This is a genomic window from Paraburkholderia sp. SIMBA_027, from assembly GCF_046535315.1.
In the GTDB taxonomy this organism is placed as follows: domain Bacteria; phylum Pseudomonadota; class Gammaproteobacteria; order Burkholderiales; family Burkholderiaceae; genus Paraburkholderia; species Paraburkholderia tropica.
On the sequence record NZ_JAWRWY010000011.1, the window covers coordinates 170,847 to 186,218 of the forward strand.

Sequence of the window (15,372 nt, forward strand, 5' to 3'; positions counted from 1 at the left end):
CGCCGTGCATCGCGCAAAGGCGTATCTTACCCGTGGCTTACGCGCCACGCGTCATCCCGCCCATCGAATCAAGGCCCGCGAGTTCGCGCGCAATCGGCCAGTTTTAAGCGCAGATTAATGGCCTCGTGTATCTGGAATATGTCGACATCGGCAATAAAAAACGCGGCCGAGCCATGACTGGCCGACCGCGTCGTGAGCCGGCTGCGCCACCAAAGTGGCGCGCCGCGCTGCCCGGAGGCTTACGCTTCCAGTTGTTCGAGCACCTTGCCCTTGGTTTCGATGCCGAGGAAATGCACCGCGATCGCCGCGAGAAACGGCACGGCCGCGAGGATATAGAACGCCACGTCGAGATTGCCGCCGATCATCGTCTTCGACACGATGGTGGGCGCGAAGATCGCCGCGATCTTGAGCCATGCGCCGCCCACGCCGCAACCGAGCGCGCGGATGCTGGTGGGATACAGTTCCGGCGTGTACACGTAAGCCGTGATGAAGCCGCTCGCGAGCAGGCCGAGCGCCAGCGCGCAGAACGTCGCCACCACGTACACCGACATCGCGTGGCAGATCCCGGCCAGCGCCAGCGAAATGCCGCACAGCACGAACGAGACGTTGATGATCGGCTTGCGGCCCACCTTGTCCACCAGCAGCGCACAGGTGAGCGAACCCAGCACGCCGAGCACCGAAGCGGCCACCGCGAGATTGAGCGCCAGTTGCAGCGGCGCGTGGTAGACGGTGCGGTAGATCGTCGGCAGCCACGTCGACAGACCGTACTGAATGAAGCCGCAGGTCATCCACAGCATCGCCACCGCGATCGTGCGGTTGCGGTACGCCGGACCGAACAGGTCTTTCACGCTGCGCTTCGGATGACGCTTCGCGAGTGCGTCGAATTCCGCCGCGTTCGTGACCGGTTCGAGCGGGCCCTTCACGGTGCGCTCGAAGGCGCTCACGGCCTGGTCGGCGTCCTGCAGACGTTCGCGTTCGGCGAGCCAGCGCGGCGATTCCGGCACGAGCTTGCGCAGCACGAAAAACAGAATCAAGGGCATGCCGCCGATGAAGTACATCGCCTGCCAGCCGAAGCGCGGCACGATCCACGCGCCCAGCGCATTCGACGCGAGCAGACCGATCGGGAACACGATCTCGTAGAGCAGCACGAAACGCCCGCGGCCATGCGCGCGGCTGACCTCGTTGATATACGTCGCCGCCACGGGCAGTTCGCCGCCCAGCCCGAAGCCCTGAATCACGCGCAGCGCGGCGAATACCGCGAAGCTCGGCGCAAAACCGCAGGCAATGCTGGTCACGCCGATGATGCCCGAACTCCAGGCAATCGCGCGCACGCGGCCGTGACGCTCCGCGAGCCACGGAAACAGGAACGCGCCGAACAACTGCCCGACCGAACCCGAGGCGATCAGAAAGCCGATTTCCCACGGCGTAAGGTGCCACTTCTGAATCAGGATCGGCAGCGTCGCGGCGATGGCGATCACGTCGAAACCGTCGAAGAACGTGGCGAGGCCGATCAGGATCCGCGCGCGCACCTGCATGGCGTTGGCCGGCATGCGTTCGAGCCGCGCGATGATCGAACCGCGCGTGATGGACTCGCCGACCGCGGTGCCGCCGCGATGGCCGAGGGTAGTGTCGAGGGTTCTCATGCCTGTGATCCCATCCCGTATGTGAGGTCGGTTGTGTAGTGGCGAGCGCGTCAGGCGAGAGCCTTGCTGGTGTCGACGAGCGCCGCGACGTCCACCGCGCGGCCCTGGTTCATCCACTTGCGCGCGAGCTTGAGGTCGCGCGCCGAATTGATCGCGATGACGCCGCGCAGATGGCCGTCCTCGACGAAGAACAGCGTTGCGCGCTTTTCTGCGAGATTGCCGCGCAGCACCGGCGCGACGCCTGGCGGCAAATCGCCCAGAATCTGCAGATTCACGTCGTACTGATCGGACCAGAACCACGGAATTTCCGCATACGCTTCCTTCACGCCCAGCACGGCCTTCGCCGCCGCAATGGCCTGATTCTGCGCATTGGCCCACGATTCCAGGCGCACGCGGCGCTTGAGCCACGCGTTCGGATGATTCGCGACGTCGCCGCACGCGAACACATCGGCGTCGGAACTCTGGCCGAATTCATCGACGACGATACCGTCCTGCACCGCGATGCCCGCCGCTTCCGCGAGCGCCGTGTGCGGTGCGAGGCCGATGCCCGCGACCGCGAAGTCGGCGTCGAGCGTGCTGCCGTCCGCGAAGGTCGCGCGCACGCCGCCGTCGGCGTTGTCGTCGAGCGAGACAAGCGCCGCGTTCAGACGCACATCCACGCCGTTCGCGCGATGCAGTTCGAGCAGGAAGTCCGAGACTTCATGGGGCAGCGAACGCGCGCACAGACGCGGCGCGCCTTCGATCACCGTCGCCGCCACGCCGAGCTTGCGTGCCGTGGCCGCGACTTCGAGGCCGATCCAGCCGCCGCCCACTACCAGCACACGCTCGCTGCGGCGCAGGCGTTCGCCCAGCGCCATCGCTTCGTCGAGCGTGCGCAGATACGTCACGTGCGCGCTCTTCGCCACGCTCGCGGGCAGCTTGCGCGCCGCGCCGCCCGTGGCGATCACGAGCTTGTCGTACTTCACCGTGCGGCCCGAGCGCGTCGTGACCGTGTGCGCCGCGCGATCGATCGCGCTCGCGCAATCCGGTTGCCACGCTTCGATGTCGAGCGCCGCGAACTCGTCGGGCTTCGCGATGCGCACCGTTTCGATATCGGCCTCGCCTGCGAGCACCGCCTTCGACAGCGGCGGGCGCTCGTAGGGCAGATGCGTTTCGTCGGCAATCATCACGAGACGGCCCGCAAAGCCTTCCTTGCGCAGCGTCTTGACGACCCAGCCCGCGGCCTGGCCGCCGCCGATCACGACGACCGTGCGCGGCGCGGCGTGTTCGCCGGATTCGATTGCGTCGCTCATGATTTCTGCTCCGTCATGAACTTGCCCTTCGGCGCTTCGGCGTTCTTCTGGCGGCGCGTATTGCCGTCGAGACCGCCGTCGATGGCCCATTCGGCGAACACGGTCGGGCCCGGTTCGAAGTCGCGCGGCTCCCAGTCGGGCGTCAGCACGTCTTCGTCGGCGTAATACTCGATCAGGCCGCCGGCCGGATTCTTGAAGTACCAGAAGTACGCCGACGACACCGGATGGCGGCCTGGCCCGAGTTGCGTGGTCCAGCCGCAGCGGCTGATATGCAGGCCGCCGCCGAACACTTCGTGAATGTCGCGCACCGTGAACGCCACGTGATTCAGGCCCTTCTTGCCGTCGGGCAGCGCGAGCAGGAACAGATCGTGGTGGCCGCCGTGCGGCGCGCAGCGCATGAACGCGCCGCGATTCGGATAGCGGTCCGAGGTCTCGAAGCCGAGCAGTTCGTGATAGAACGCTTCCTGCTCGGCGAGGCAGTTCGTGAAGAACACCACGTGGCCGACTTCCACCGGCTCCGCGCGTTCGTAGACCGGCGACGGCGTATCCACGCGCAACGTTTGGCCCCAGACGTTCGACGGCGAACCGGCGACGTCGAGTTCGCGCTTGCGCGTCACTTCCACGCGAATCGCCATGCCGGCCGGGTCGAAACACCCGACGCCGTTTTCATCGCTGTGATAGCCGGGCTGGCCTTTGAGGCGTTCGCGCAGCGCGTCGAGTTCTTCGCACGTCGCCACGCCCCACACCACTTCGCGCAGCGTCGGGCCTTCCTCGAAGGCGGCGGGCAGCGACGCGTCGTTCGCGTCGACGGCCAGCACGGTGCAGCCGTTGAGCGTTTCGAAGCGCGCGCGCGTTTCGTCGTGCGCGGTTTCCTTCAGGCCCCAGTCCGCGAAAAAGCGGCGGCAGGTGGCGAGATCCGTCACGCCGTAGGTAATCTGTTCGATGCCGAGAATCGTCATGTTCATTGCTCCGTTGCGCGCGCTCAGGCGTTGGCCCAGGGCAGCGGCGCGTCATTCAAGCCCCAGTAAAGGCTCTTTTGCTGCATGTATTCGCGAATGCCGAGCCGCCCTTTTTCGCGGCCCATGCCGCTTTCCTTCCAGCCCGAGAACGGCGTGGAAATCGAAAACAGCTTGTACGTATTGATCCAGACGGTGCCCGCCTCGATCTTGCGCGCCACGCGCCAGGCGCGTTTGTAGTCGCGCGTCCAGATGCCGGCGGCGAGACCGAACACGCTGTCGTTGGCTTCCTCGATGAGCGCCGCTTCGTCGTCGAAGGGCATGGCCACCAGCACCGGTCCGAAAATCTCTTCCTGGCAGATGCGCGCGCGATTGGTCAGACCTTCGAGAATCGTCGGCTGATAGAAGCAGCCCTGTTCGCGGCCGTCGCCGACCGGACGCTCGCCGCCGCACAGCAAGCGGCCGCCTTCTTCCAGGCCGATCGCCACGTAGCGCTCGACCGATTCGCGATGCTTCGGCGTGATCAGCGGACCCATCTGCGTTTTCTCGTTCGACGGATCGCCCACGCGCAATTCGCGCGCGGCCGCGACGAGGCGCTTCATGAACGTGTCGTAGATCGAGCGCTGCACGAACAGACGCGAACCCGCGATGCACGCCTCGCCCGACGAGCTGAAGATCCCGTATAGCACGCCATTAATCGCATGATCGATGTCGGCATCCTCGAACACGATGGTCGGCGACTTGCCGCCCAGTTCGAGCGAGACCGGCATGAGCTTGTCCGCCGCGATGCGCGCGATGCCGCGGCCCACTTCGGTGCCGCCCGTGAACGAAACCTTGCGCACGAGCGGATGGCGCACCAGCACGTCGCCGATCACCGAGCCCTTGCCCGGCAGCACGCTCAGAATGCCCTTCGGCACGCCGGCTTCCTCGCAGATGCGCGCGAGCGCGAGCGAGATCAGCGGCGTGACTTCGGCGGGCTTGAGCACCACCGCGTTGCCGCCTGCGAGCGCGGGCGCGAGCTTCTGCGCGTCGGAAGCGATCGGCGAATTCCACGGCGTGATCGCGGCGACCACGCCAATCGGTTCGTACACGCTCATCGTCAGATAGTCGCCGCGCGAAGGCGTGACTTCCTCGTCGAGCGTTTCGAGGCAGGCCGCGAAATAGCGGAACGTGTTCGCGGCGCTCGCCACCAGCACGCGCGTCTCGCCGATCGGCTTGCCGTTGTCGCGGCGCTGCAATTGCGCGAGCGCTTCGTGGCGCTGCATGATGAGGTCGGCGATGCGGTACAGCACGAGCGCGCGCAGATGCGGCTTCATGCCCGACCACGCGCCCTGCTTCCACGCGGCGTGCGCCTTTTCCACGGCTTCGGCGGCGTCTTCGGCGCTCGCCGTCGAGACCTCCATGTTGAGCGACTGGTCGGCCGGGTAAAGGCTCGCGAAGGGCGCGGCGCGGCCCTGGCGCCATTCGCCGCCGACGAAGATGTCGCCGTTGGGAACGAGGCTCGTATCGAAGGGAGTCATGTCAGAGGTCTCTTTGTTTCATTGCGGGCGATACCTGTGCATCTGCACACGTATCGCCTTTCATCACAGCTTGTGCGCGAGGCGCGCCATCAGATCACGCAACGCGCGGCACGGTTGCGCAGCGCGCGAATCGCGCTGTACGCCGTGAGCGCCGAGGTTTTCGGATTGTCGGGCAGCGGCTTGCCGCTCATTTCCAGCGACATCTCGCCGAACACGCCGCGCGCCACGATGCGATGCACGTTGCGCTCGACCGCCGGATCGGCGATCAGGCGCACCGTCGTGTGGTCGAGGCCGAGGCCCGCGAGCGCGATGGTCGCCGCCACGTTGGCGTTCTTCGGAAAGAGCCGCGCCGCTTCGCGCGCGCTGCCTTCGAAGATCACCTGCTCTTGCGTGAGCGTACGCAGATCGCAGACCTTTTCCGCCGGCGTGTCGAGCCAGCCGAGCGGCGGCTTGCGGCCCGTGTACAGCACTTCGTCGAGGCCGCCGAGCTTGGCCGCCGAGAGCGCGTCGATGCCGCCGATCGCGCCCGACAGCAGCGTGACCGTCGCGTCGCCTTCGTCCGCCGCGAGCGACAGACGTTCGAGCAGATCGACGTCGGACAGCGCGCCGATCGACGCCACCGCGCAATCGGTGCCGCTTTGCAGCAGCGGCACGACGTGATCGAGCAGCGCGGCGTGACCCGCGCATTCGAGCGCGAAATGCGGCTTCGTCGACAGACGATCCACCGACGACACCACTTCCACCGCGCCGTCCACCTGGGCGCGCACGGCGTCGGCGTGATGCTCGGGCACGATCACATGCGAGACGTGTACGAGCGGATCGGCCGCGACCGCGCGATAGACGGTCTGACCGATCGCGCCGAAGCCGATCATCGCGATGTCGATCGGCGCGTGAGCGGCGTGGCCGCCATGACCGTTAAGCATGTTGCGGCTCCTCCTTGCGCACCGGCGGGCCGGCGAACACGGCTTCGAAGCTGCCGACCGACTTCATGTCGACTTCGAGCAGCACGGGGCCGTCGAACGCGATGCCTTCGCGGATCACGTCGTCGGCGTTGTCGAGCGACGAGAGGCGGAAATGCTTGAGGCCGAGGCTCGCGCAGAACTGCGAGAATTCCGGCTGGTGCAGATCGACGAACATGCGGCGGCCGCCGTACTGCGCGTCCTGAATGTTGCGGATCACGCCGTAGCACTGGTCGTTCATCAGCACGATCATGACGTTGGCCTTTTCCTGCACGGCCGTCGCGAGTTCGCCGACGTTCACCATCAGACCGCCGTCGCCGACGAGGCAGACCGTCTTCGCGGCCGCGTTCGCAAGCGCCGCGCCGATCGCCATCTGCATGCCCTGGCCGATGCCGCCGCCCAGCGCGTGCACGCCCGCGCGCGGCGTGAAGATCTTCAGCAGGCGGTTGCCCCACGTGCTGTTCGAAATCGTGACGTCGCGCACCCAGTTGTAGTCGCGGCCCACGGCGCGTTGCAGCGCTTCCACGAGGCGGCGATACGGGCCGAGACCCTTGGCCGTTTCACTCACGGCGGTTTCGCGCGCGGCGGCGAGATCGGCGGCGAATTGCGGATCGACCTTGAGCTTGCCTTCGAGGCGCGTGGCGAGTGCGTCGAGCACGCGCGCGGCGTCGCCGTGCACGAAGAGTTCGTTGCGATAGCCGCGGTTATCGGCGAGCGCGTCGGCGTCGATACGATAAAGCGGCTGCGGCAGACCGAGCTTGTACTTGAGCGTTTCGTTGCCGCGCAGACGCGAGCCGACCACCAGCATCGCATCGCAGGTCTTGTAGAAGCGCTCGACCGAACCGCTCACGTTGAACGCACCGAGCGTCGCCGGATGATCTTCGGGCAGCACGCCGCGGCCCTGCACGCTCGTCACCACGCCGAAGCCCAGCGCCACCAGACGCTCGACCGCGCTGCGCGCGTGGCGCGTGCCGCCGCCGAGCCACAGCAGCGGACGCTTCGCCTTCGTGAGCGCGTTCGCGAGTTGTTCGACGCGCGCTTCATCGTGCGTGAGCGTCGTGAGATGCGGCGCGGCCAGATCGGCGGGCCATTCGGTCAGCGCGGCCTGAATATCGATGGGAATCTCGACGCTGACCGGACCGCTCGGCGCGGTCTGCGCGACGCGCACGGCTTCGCGGATCGTCGGCAGCGCGGTTTCGACCGAACGCACGCGGAACGCGGCCTTCGAGATCGACGAGAGCATCGACAGTTGATCGGGCGCTTCGTGGATGTACGCGAGGTCCTGATCGAGATATTCGGTTTCGATCTGGCCGGTGATGTGCAGCAGCGCCGTGCCTGCCGTGCGCGCTTCGACCATCGCGCCCGCTGCGTTGCCCGCCGCCGTGCCCGTGCTCGTGAACGCCACGCCGAGGCCGCCCGAGACGCGCGCGAGGCCGTCGGCCATGTTGACCGCGCCCGCTTCGCCGCGCGCGCCCACATAGCGGATGTTGCCGCGCACGCCGATGGCGTCGAGGATCGGCATGTTGTGAATCGAAATCACGCCGAACGCGGTTTGAACGCCGCATTGTTCGAGGAAGGCGGCGATCAGTTCGCCGACGGTGGTTTTATTAGACATGACGTGCTACGCCTCCAGATACATCGATATGACTGCCCGTCGTATAGGACGACAGGGACGTGGCCAGATAAAACAGGGCTTGCGCGGCTTCTTCGGGCAAACCGAAGCGGCCGAGCGGAATGTGCTTCTTGCGGGCGAGTTCGCCGGTCCAGTCCTGCCAGCTTTGACCGGCGGCCTGCGCGGCGGCGTCGTTGTCATAGCGGCGGCGCCACTGACCCGACTCGACGATGCCGATCAGGATCGAGTTCACGCGGATGTGCTCGGGCGCGAGTTCGACCGCGAGCGACTTGATGAGGCTCAGCACGCCCGCGCGCGCCGACGACGTCGCGACCATATGCGGCTCCGGTTGGATCGCGAGCAGCGAGTTCACGCAGACGATCGACGCGTTTTTCCCTTGTTTTGCGGTGCTTTTCAGCATCGGCAGGAAGGCGCGCGTGGGGCGGATGATGCTGAAATACTTGAGGTCCAGTTCTTCGCGCCACGCTTCGTCGGTGGTGTCGGCGAAGGTGGAGACGCGGCCCTGGCCCGCGTTGTTCACGAGCATGTCGGCGCGGCCGAAGCGCTGCTCGACGGCGCTCGCGAAAGCGGCCACGTCGGTTGCGTCGAGCACGTCGCAACGCGCGGCCAGCAGTTGCGCCTGCGGATGACGCTCGCGCAGTTCGCGTTCGGCGCGTGCGAGGCGGTCGCTGTCACGGCCGCAGATCGCGACCGAGGCGCCCGCCTGCAAAAAGAGTTCGGCGGTGGCGAGGCCGATGCCGGACGAACCGCCCGTGACCACCGCGACCTGGCCGCGCAAATCGAGTTGAATCATTTGATCCCCAGTGCCTTCATGTACGACGTTTTCTTGCTGCCCGCGGCCTGCGAAGATTGACCGCGGTAATTGAGGCGCTTCGACAGTTCATCGGCTGCGTGGCGCACCTTGTCGATCAGCCCGCCGTCGAGCAGCGAGGTGTCGATGCCCGGACGCGGAATGGTGGTCGTCACCACGGCGGCGATGCGGCCCGTGTCGTTGCGCACGGGCGCCGACACCACCGAAATGCCGCGCTCGAACGACGATTCGCTCACGGCATAGCCGCGCTCGGCGTCTTCGCGAATGCGCGCGAAGAGTTCTTCGACCGTGTCCGGCGTCGAGGGCGTGAAGCGTTCGAGAGCCGGCTCCGGATAAAGCGCGCGCAGTTCGTCGAGCGTGAGATCGCCCATCAGCACCTGGCCGTGCGTGGTGGCGTGCGCGGGCAGACGCGTGCCCACGTTGACCTTCACCGAGCTGAAGATCGGCGCGTGGCTTTGCGCCTTCGCCACGAACACGATGTCGCGTCCGTCGCGAATCACGATGTGCGTCGTGAGGCCGGTGGCGTCACGCAGCGCTTCGATCAGCGGCAAGCCGAGGTCGGTCAGTTCGAGCGAACTCAGATATTCGAAGCCGAGGCGCAGCACGGCCACGCCCAGGCGGTAATTGCGGTCGCGGTCGGCGCGTTCGAGAAAGCCGAGCGATTCGAGCGTCTGCAACAGACGGAACACCGTCGTGCGCGGAATGCCGAGGCGGCGCGACAGTTCGGGTGCATCGAGCACCGGCTCGCGCGGCGAGAATTCGGTGAGAATGCGCAGCCCCCTTTCCAGACCCGGCACGCGATAGCTGGTGTCGTTGCGGTCTTCGTCGGCGTCGGGGGACGCGCTGGCGAGGTCGGGTGTCATTCTTTAAGGGTTCCTTAATGTGCGCGGCAAAAGGCGTCGAGCAGTGCGCTGTACGCCGCCGGTTGCTCGATGTAGCCCGCGTGGCCCGCGTGCGGCACGATCTGAAACGGCGCCTGTGCGACTTGCGCGAGACGTTCGCAGGCTTGCGGCGGCGTGATGGTGTCGTCGGCGCCGACGGCCACGGCCATCGGTACGCGGTTCACGCAGCGCGCGAGGTCGGCGGCGAGGTCGGCGTTCGCGAGCAGATGCGTGGCCTGCGCGTAACCGTGCGGCAGCACGCGCGCCATGTTCCAGCGCACCCACGCGCGCGACGCGTCGTCGGCGTGTGCGGAAAGCATGTTGGCACTGCGTTTTTCGGCGAGACCTTGCGGACCGAGATCGGCGAGCATGGCCAGACGCGCGTCGCGCTTGTCGGCGCGCACTTGCGGGTCCGCCGCGCCATAACCGGCCGCAGGAGAAATCAGCAGCAGACCGCTCACGCGCTGCGGATGCGCGGCGGCAAATGCGCCCGCGATGATCGCGCCGAGCGAATGGCCGACCAGCACGCAGCGTTGAATATCGAGCGCGTCGAGCCAGTCCGCCAGCACGCGCGCGTAGTCGGCGGCGAGCGGCGAGGCGTTCGCGACCGGCGTGGACGCGCCATAACCGGGCGCGTCCCAGGCGATCACGCGACGGCTCGCGCCGAGCGTTTCCATCTGTTGCACCCACGAAGCCGCACCCGAACCGATGCCATGCAGCAGGACGAGCGGCAGCGCCTCATTGCCGTCCTCGCTGCCCGCGCCGGGCGCTGCGCGATAGCTCACGACGGCCTCGCCCGCTTGCACGTGGCGCGGCGCAAAGCGCGCGAGCCGCGTATCGAGCGTGTCAAGCGTGGCGGCTGATGAGGCGTCGGTGAGCATCGCGTCGTTCATGGCTTCGGTGTTCGTGTGCAACTTCGTCGGGTGTTCAGATGAATGACAGTCTTACTTCTGTTCGCGCTTGATCTTCGCGAGCGGCGAATCGGGCGGATACGTCGGCGTGATCGGCTTGGACGAACCGAGCATCACGCACATCAGCGCGTCTTCTTCGCCGATGTTGATTTCCGTGCGATACACGCCCGGCGGCACCGAGATCAGATCGCGCTCGCCGAGCACGGCTTCCCACGTTTCACCGTCCTTTTCGCAGATCACTTTCATCTTGCCGCGCAGCACGAAGAAGATTTCTTCGACGTCGATATGGATGTGGCTCGGGCCGATGTTGCCGGCCGGAATCACCATCGTCGAGAACGTGAAGCCGCCCGACGGCACGGTGTTGCTGTCCTTCGCCACGCCGGTGCCGCCCGTGCCCACGTAGCGCATTTGCGCGCGGCGGTACTTCGGGTCGTAGTCGGCCTGGAACTTCAGCGCGTCCCAGTCGTAGCGGCGCGTTTCATAGCGCGCGACGCGGCTGTTCATCCAGTCTTCAAAGCTCGCTTCGGCGGGACGGTCCCACGACTTGCGTTCGAGATCGGCATCGGCCATCGTTTTCTCCTTGTGTTCTTTCAAACGTTCTCGCGAACGGATAGTCCATTCGTCGACATCAATTCATCACGAAGCCGCCGTTCACGGGCAGCAATTGCCCGGTCACGAAACGCGCGGCGTCGGTCAGCAGAAACAGCACGGGGCCGGTCACGTCCTCGGGCACCTGGGCGCGTTGCAGCGCGCGGCCGTCGAGGTAGAACGCGTGGCGCTCGGCCGGCACGTAAGCGGTGGCTTCCACTTCCGTGAGGCCCGGCGCGATGGCGTTGACGGTGATGCCCTGCGCGCCGAACTCGCGCGCGAGCGAATGCGTCATCGCGATCACGGCGCCCTTGCTGGCCACGTAGGCGAGCAGCTTGGGCGCGCCCCACAGCGCGGTGTCCGAGGCGATGTTGACGATCGCGCCGCGGCCCGAATCGGCCAGGAAACGCTGCGCCGCCGTGCACATGAGCCAGGTGCCGCGCACGTTCACGTCCATCACGGCGTCCCACGTCGGCACGCTGATCTCGTGCGCGAACTTGCCGCCCGAATTGGTGATGGCCGCGTTGTTGATGAGCGCGTCGATGCCGCCCATGCGTTGCGCCGCGTGTTCGACAAAGGCCGCGATGCTGTCGGGCTGCGCGAGATCGAGCGCCGCGAACGCCACGTCGTGACCTTGCGCCGCGAGCGATTGCGCGAGCGCCTCGCCCGCTTCGTGCAGCACGTCGCCGAACACGACGCGCGCACCGGCTGCCGCGAGCGTCGTGACGAAGTCGGCGCCAAGTCCACGCGCGCCGCCCGTGACGATCACGCGACGGCCCTCGAGCGCGCCTTGCATCGCGCCTTGTGCCGCGCTTTGTGCCGATGCTGCGGACTCACGCATGGCTGTGGCTCTCGGCTTGCGCTTGCGCGCCTTGCTGCGCGCGGAACGCGTCGAGATCGGCGAAATGCTGTTGCGCGCGCTGGCGCAGCATGCGGCGCACGCGCGTCATGCCGACGTCGTGCTGATAGAGGAATTCCTGATCGCGTGCATTCGGCGCCATGCTTTCGAGCACGTAGCGGTCTTGCTCGAGCACGGCCCAATGCAGACCTTCGAGGCGGTTGCGGTACATGAAGCGCCATGCGTCGCGCTGCCAGCCCTGCACCTTGCGCGTGCGCCAGAAGTAGACCTGGCAGTTGTCCGCGTCGACGGGCACCGCGAAGCCGATGATGCCGAAGTTGCCGCCGGGGCCGAACTTCTTCTTGTACGGAATTTCCAGACGCATCCACAGGCAGCCGGTTTCGCCGAGTTCGACCCAGTCGAAGTTGACGTCGCGCTGGCCGACCTTTTCGAACACGAGGCCCGAGTCGGTTTTACGCACGCGCATGTCGGCCTGCTTGTCGCCTTCGGCCATCGAGTGCGACGTCGCGTGCAGATACGCGCCGTGCATCGGGTCCATGACGTTGTCGATCGCGTACTGGTAATTGCACTTCCAGTTCGACATGCACAGGAAGCTCGCGTACTCCTCGCCCACGAGTTCTTGCGGCAGTTGCAGCGGCGCGGGTTCCTTGTGCGCTTCGTCGCCGAACCACAGGAACACGGCGCCCGCATGCTCTTGCGCCGGGTACGACTTCACGCACTTCTGGCCTTCGAGCGGGCATGCCGACACGGCCGGCACGCTCTGCACGGTGCCGCTGCCGTCGACTTCGATGCCGTGATACCAGCACGCCACGCGGTTGCCCAGATTCCAGCCGAGCGAGAGGCGCGCGCCGCGGTGCGGGCAGCGGTCTTCGAGCGCGTGGACCTGGCCGTCCTGATCGCGCCACAGCACGATCTGTTCGCCAAGGCGCGTGATGCCGATGGGCGCGTTGCCGACTTGCCAGCTCGGCGCGACGGGATACCAGTAGTTTTTGATGCCGCGGTCGAGATAGGCGCGGATCGGGTCGGCGCTCGCCGGGGTTTCGGTCGTGGGGGACGTCATGATGAGGACTCCGTATTCTTGTGGGCCCGACGCGCGCTTATTCGGCGAGCAGACGGAATTCGGCGGCGAGGCGCTCCGCGTTCCAGGCCGCGCCTTCGGGCGTGCGAAAGCCGATGCGGTTCAAACCGGCGACCACGTCGTCGAGTTCGGCGGCGCCCGCTTCGAACACTTGTTCGAGCGCGTCGCCGAAGTCGTTTTCGTATTGCGTCGGCTCGGCCTTGCGGTTTTGCCAGATCATGTTTTCGCTCTGGCCCGGCTGCTCGATCACGCCTTTACCGGCGACGTTGTTGGGTTGCGGCGCGACCCAGGGCTTGAGCATCGGATTGAAATTCACAGGGACTTCACGCATGTCATTCCACCTTGATCTGGATTTCTTCACCGGCGAGACGCACGGCGTATTGCTTCAGCGCGCGGCCGCCCGGGCCTTTGATGCACTCGCCGCTCTTGATGTCGAACACCGCTTCGTGCAGCGGGCATTCCACCGTGCCTTCGTCGACGAAACCTTGCGTCAGCAGCGCGTACGCGTGCGGGCAGACGTTCTCGAGCGCGTAGACCTCGTCGCCCACCTTGTAGATGCCGATTTCGGTGCCGTCGAGCTTGTACTCGATCGGCGCGTCTTCGGTCAGATCGCCGGCATGCCCGGCACAGCGCCATTGTTCAGCCATTTCTCACCTTTCCTGGAGCAACTGTGTTCCATACGCGGAACAGTAGTTTATGTATGGTCATTATAGGAGTCTGGCGCGGAGGACAAAATAAAAATCCAGCGCTCCTGGGGAAAACACCGAGCCTGTCTTCAAAAGGATCGGCAAGGCGCTCGTGGAGGATGCCGAAGCAGTTGCCAAAACGCTTACGGTCCAAGTGCTTAGGTAGCCATGACCGGTTTGCCCGCGCTTGCCCACCCAGGGGAACCACTCTCCTGAAAAAGTATTTTGGCGTCTCGTGCAAGTCTCTATACTTTCCATAGGCAGCACGTTTGTCCATAGGTGAAACATACGACGGACAAAAAAGAAAAGCAAAGCCGCCATCGCATCGAGGGGTTGGGTCTAGCGGTTCCGGACGGGCTTTCAAGGCCATCTCACCGGAACCGGTCATTCGTCATACGATCAGGAGTCCAAAGTTGAAGCACTTCATTGCCGCGGGGTTGACGGGTCTGTGCGCCGTCACGTCTGCATGGGCGCAAAGCAGCGTCACGCTATACGGCAGCCTGGATGCCGGGGTAGCCTACGTCAGCAACGTGGGCGGACATTCGAAGTGGATGGAAGAACAGGGCAACATGCAGCCCGACCGCTGGGGCCTGCGTGGTCAGGAAGATCTGGGCGACGGCCTGAAGGCGATCTTCCAGCTTGAAAACGGCTTCTATACGAACACGGGCGCGATGGCGAAGGCCAACACGCTGTTCAACCGCCAGGCGTATGTGGGTCTGAGTTCGGACCGTTTCGGCACGCTCACACTCGGCAATCAGACGCCGTTCTCGTTCGACACGCTCGGCCCGCTCAGCACCGCGTATCTCGCGGCGAGCTGGTACGCGTTCCATCCGGGCAATATCGATCAGCTCGCCGATACGGGCGTGGTGCCGTACAACAATTCGGTGAAGTACCGCTCGCCGAACTGGTATGGCTTCACGGCAGGCGCGATGTTCGGCTTCGGCAACAGCACGAACTTCTCGAATGGCCGCACGATGGGCTTTTCGATCAGTTATGCGAACGGTCCGTTCAAGGCCGGCGCGACGTGGTCGAACGAGCACAACCGCACGGTGTCGATGTCGACCACGGGCATCACCACGTTCCAGGGCCAGGCCGCCGCGAGCTATATCGCCGACAAGGTCGAGAACATGGGGATCGGCGCGTCGTACTCGTTCGGCAAGGTGCTGGTGCACGGTCTGTATACGCGCACGAAGCTGCAATCGAACGGCTATTCGGACACGTTCCAGAGCTACGACGCGGGCGCGAACTATCAGTTGACCAGCGCGAACTCGATCGTCGGCGGCGCGGCCACCACGTCGCTGTCGGGCCGACGCTGGACGCAGTTGATGATCGGCGACGTCTATGCGCTGTCGAAGAGCACGCAGGTCTACGTGAACGCGCTCTACGAGCACGCGAATTCCGATGCACAAGCGGCGTTCTTTACGGCGGGCGTGTCGAGCGGACGCAATCAGACGATCGTGCTCACGGGCATTCATCACTCGTTCTGATCGCACAGAAGAAAAAAGCGCGCCGCATGACGCGGCGCGCTTTTTTTATTCAGGCTGGCGAAGCGGAC

Annotated in this window: 15 protein-coding genes; 1 reads left to right on the forward strand and 14 read right to left on the reverse strand. The window is 65.6% G+C overall.

From position 1 onward, the window contains the following. Positions 1-239: 239 nt before the first annotated feature. The 14 genes from SB764_RS21705 to SB764_RS21770 all read right to left on the reverse strand — a co-directional run bounded on the left by SB764_RS21705 (position 240) and on the right by SB764_RS21770 (position 13,778). A complete protein-coding gene (locus SB764_RS21705; protein ID WP_065057812.1) occupies positions 240-1,643 on the reverse strand; it encodes an MFS transporter in 1,404 nt (467 codons plus the stop codon). 50 nt (positions 1,644-1,693) lie between these two features. Next, entirely contained in the window at positions 1,694-2,935 is a 1,242-nt protein-coding gene (locus SB764_RS21710) for an NAD(P)/FAD-dependent oxidoreductase (RefSeq protein WP_183716523.1), read from the reverse strand. Then, positions 2,932-3,894, reverse strand: a complete 963-nt coding sequence (locus SB764_RS21715) for a VOC family protein (RefSeq protein ID WP_410864832.1) — start codon at positions 3,892-3,894, stop codon at positions 2,932-2,934. The genes SB764_RS21710 and SB764_RS21715 overlap by 4 nt, the downstream gene beginning before the upstream one ends. A gap of 23 nt (positions 3,895-3,917) precedes the next feature. Beyond that, the gene (locus tag SB764_RS21720) at positions 3,918-5,411 is read right to left on the reverse strand and encodes an aldehyde dehydrogenase (protein ID WP_065057810.1); all 1,494 of its coding nucleotides are present in this window, start codon (positions 5,409-5,411) and stop codon (positions 3,918-3,920) included. An 89-nt stretch (positions 5,412-5,500) separates the two neighbouring features. After that, positions 5,501-6,334 carry an aspartate dehydrogenase gene (locus SB764_RS21725; RefSeq protein WP_410864834.1) on the reverse strand — a complete coding sequence of 278 codons (834 nt, stop codon included), beginning with the start codon at positions 6,332-6,334 and terminating at the stop codon, positions 5,501-5,503. Continuing rightward, positions 6,327-7,985, reverse strand: coding sequence for a thiamine pyrophosphate-binding protein (locus tag SB764_RS21730; RefSeq protein ID WP_410864836.1), 1,659 nt, complete (start codon positions 7,983-7,985; stop codon positions 6,327-6,329). Before SB764_RS21730 ends, SB764_RS21725 begins: the two co-directional genes overlap by 8 nt. After that, positions 7,978-8,796, reverse strand: coding sequence for an SDR family oxidoreductase (locus SB764_RS21735; protein ID WP_065057807.1), 819 nt, complete (start codon positions 8,794-8,796; stop codon positions 7,978-7,980). Before SB764_RS21735 ends, SB764_RS21730 begins: the two co-directional genes overlap by 8 nt. Continuing rightward, complete coding sequence (locus SB764_RS21740; protein WP_065057806.1) at positions 8,793-9,677, reverse strand: IclR family transcriptional regulator; 885 nt, start codon at positions 9,675-9,677, stop codon at positions 8,793-8,795. Before SB764_RS21740 ends, SB764_RS21735 begins: the two co-directional genes overlap by 4 nt. 14 nt (positions 9,678-9,691) lie before the next feature. Further along, positions 9,692-10,588 carry an alpha/beta hydrolase gene (locus SB764_RS21745; RefSeq protein WP_321854698.1) on the reverse strand — a complete coding sequence of 299 codons (897 nt, stop codon included), beginning with the start codon at positions 10,586-10,588 and terminating at the stop codon, positions 9,692-9,694. A gap of 51 nt (positions 10,589-10,639) precedes the next feature. Beyond that, positions 10,640-11,176, reverse strand: a complete 537-nt coding sequence (locus SB764_RS21750; RefSeq protein WP_176081643.1) for a cupin domain-containing protein — start codon at positions 11,174-11,176, stop codon at positions 10,640-10,642. Between the two features lie 58 nt (positions 11,177-11,234). After that, entirely contained in the window at positions 11,235-11,990 is a 756-nt protein-coding gene (locus SB764_RS21755) for an SDR family oxidoreductase (protein WP_410864924.1), read from the reverse strand. A 37-nt stretch (positions 11,991-12,027) separates the two neighbouring features. Next, positions 12,028-13,113, reverse strand: a complete 1,086-nt coding sequence (locus SB764_RS21760; protein ID WP_065057804.1) for an aromatic ring-hydroxylating oxygenase subunit alpha — start codon at positions 13,111-13,113, stop codon at positions 12,028-12,030. Between the two features lie 37 nt (positions 13,114-13,150). Next, a complete protein-coding gene (locus SB764_RS21765) occupies positions 13,151-13,462 on the reverse strand; it encodes a recombinase-like helix-turn-helix domain-containing protein (protein ID WP_065057803.1) in 312 nt (103 codons plus the stop codon). Position 13,463: 1 nt separating this feature from the next. Further along, positions 13,464-13,778, reverse strand: coding sequence for a non-heme iron oxygenase ferredoxin subunit (locus tag SB764_RS21770; protein ID WP_065057802.1), 315 nt, complete (start codon positions 13,776-13,778; stop codon positions 13,464-13,466). Between the two features lie 452 nt (positions 13,779-14,230). Here SB764_RS21770 and SB764_RS21775 point away from each other — a divergent pair, with 452 nt between their 5' ends. Next, positions 14,231-15,304, forward strand: coding sequence for a porin (locus SB764_RS21775; protein ID WP_410864840.1), 1,074 nt, complete (start codon positions 14,231-14,233; stop codon positions 15,302-15,304). Positions 15,305-15,372: the final 68 nt, after the last annotated feature.

What these genes read in the sequence shown, in the direction of transcription:
- SB764_RS21705 (WP_065057812.1), bottom strand. Translation starts at nt 1,643, where the DNA reads ATGAGAACCCTCGACACTACCCTCGGCCATCGCGGCGGCACCGCGGTC.
- SB764_RS21710 (WP_183716523.1), bottom strand. Translation starts at nt 2,935, where the DNA reads ATGAGCGACGCAATCGAATCCGGCGAACACGCCGCGCCGCGCACGGTC.
- SB764_RS21715 (WP_410864832.1), bottom strand. Translation starts at nt 3,894, where the DNA reads ATGACGATTCTCGGCATCGAACAGATTACCTACGGCGTGACGGATCTC.
- SB764_RS21720 (WP_065057810.1), bottom strand. Translation starts at nt 5,411, where the DNA reads ATGACTCCCTTCGATACGAGCCTCGTTCCCAACGGCGACATCTTCGTC.
- SB764_RS21725 (WP_410864834.1), bottom strand. Translation starts at nt 6,334, where the DNA reads ATGCTTAACGGTCATGGCGGCCACGCCGCTCACGCGCCGATCGACATC.
- SB764_RS21730 (WP_410864836.1), bottom strand. Translation starts at nt 7,985, where the DNA reads ATGTCTAATAAAACCACCGTCGGCGAACTGATCGCCGCCTTCCTCGAA.
- SB764_RS21735 (WP_065057807.1), bottom strand. Translation starts at nt 8,796, where the DNA reads ATGATTCAACTCGATTTGCGCGGCCAGGTCGCGGTGGTCACGGGCGGT.
- SB764_RS21740 (WP_065057806.1), bottom strand. Translation starts at nt 9,677, where the DNA reads ATGACACCCGACCTCGCCAGCGCGTCCCCCGACGCCGACGAAGACCGC.
- SB764_RS21745 (WP_321854698.1), bottom strand. Translation starts at nt 10,588, where the DNA reads ATGAACGACGCGATGCTCACCGACGCCTCATCAGCCGCCACGCTTGAC.
- SB764_RS21750 (WP_176081643.1), bottom strand. Translation starts at nt 11,176, where the DNA reads ATGGCCGATGCCGATCTCGAACGCAAGTCGTGGGACCGTCCCGCCGAA.
- SB764_RS21755 (WP_410864924.1), bottom strand. Translation starts at nt 11,990, where the DNA reads ATGCAAGGCGCGCTCGAGGGCCGTCGCGTGATCGTCACGGGCGGCGCG.
- SB764_RS21760 (WP_065057804.1), bottom strand. Translation starts at nt 13,113, where the DNA reads ATGACGTCCCCCACGACCGAAACCCCGGCGAGCGCCGACCCGATCCGC.
- SB764_RS21765 (WP_065057803.1), bottom strand. Translation starts at nt 13,462, where the DNA reads ATGCGTGAAGTCCCTGTGAATTTCAATCCGATGCTCAAGCCCTGGGTC.
- SB764_RS21770 (WP_065057802.1), bottom strand. Translation starts at nt 13,778, where the DNA reads ATGGCTGAACAATGGCGCTGTGCCGGGCATGCCGGCGATCTGACCGAA.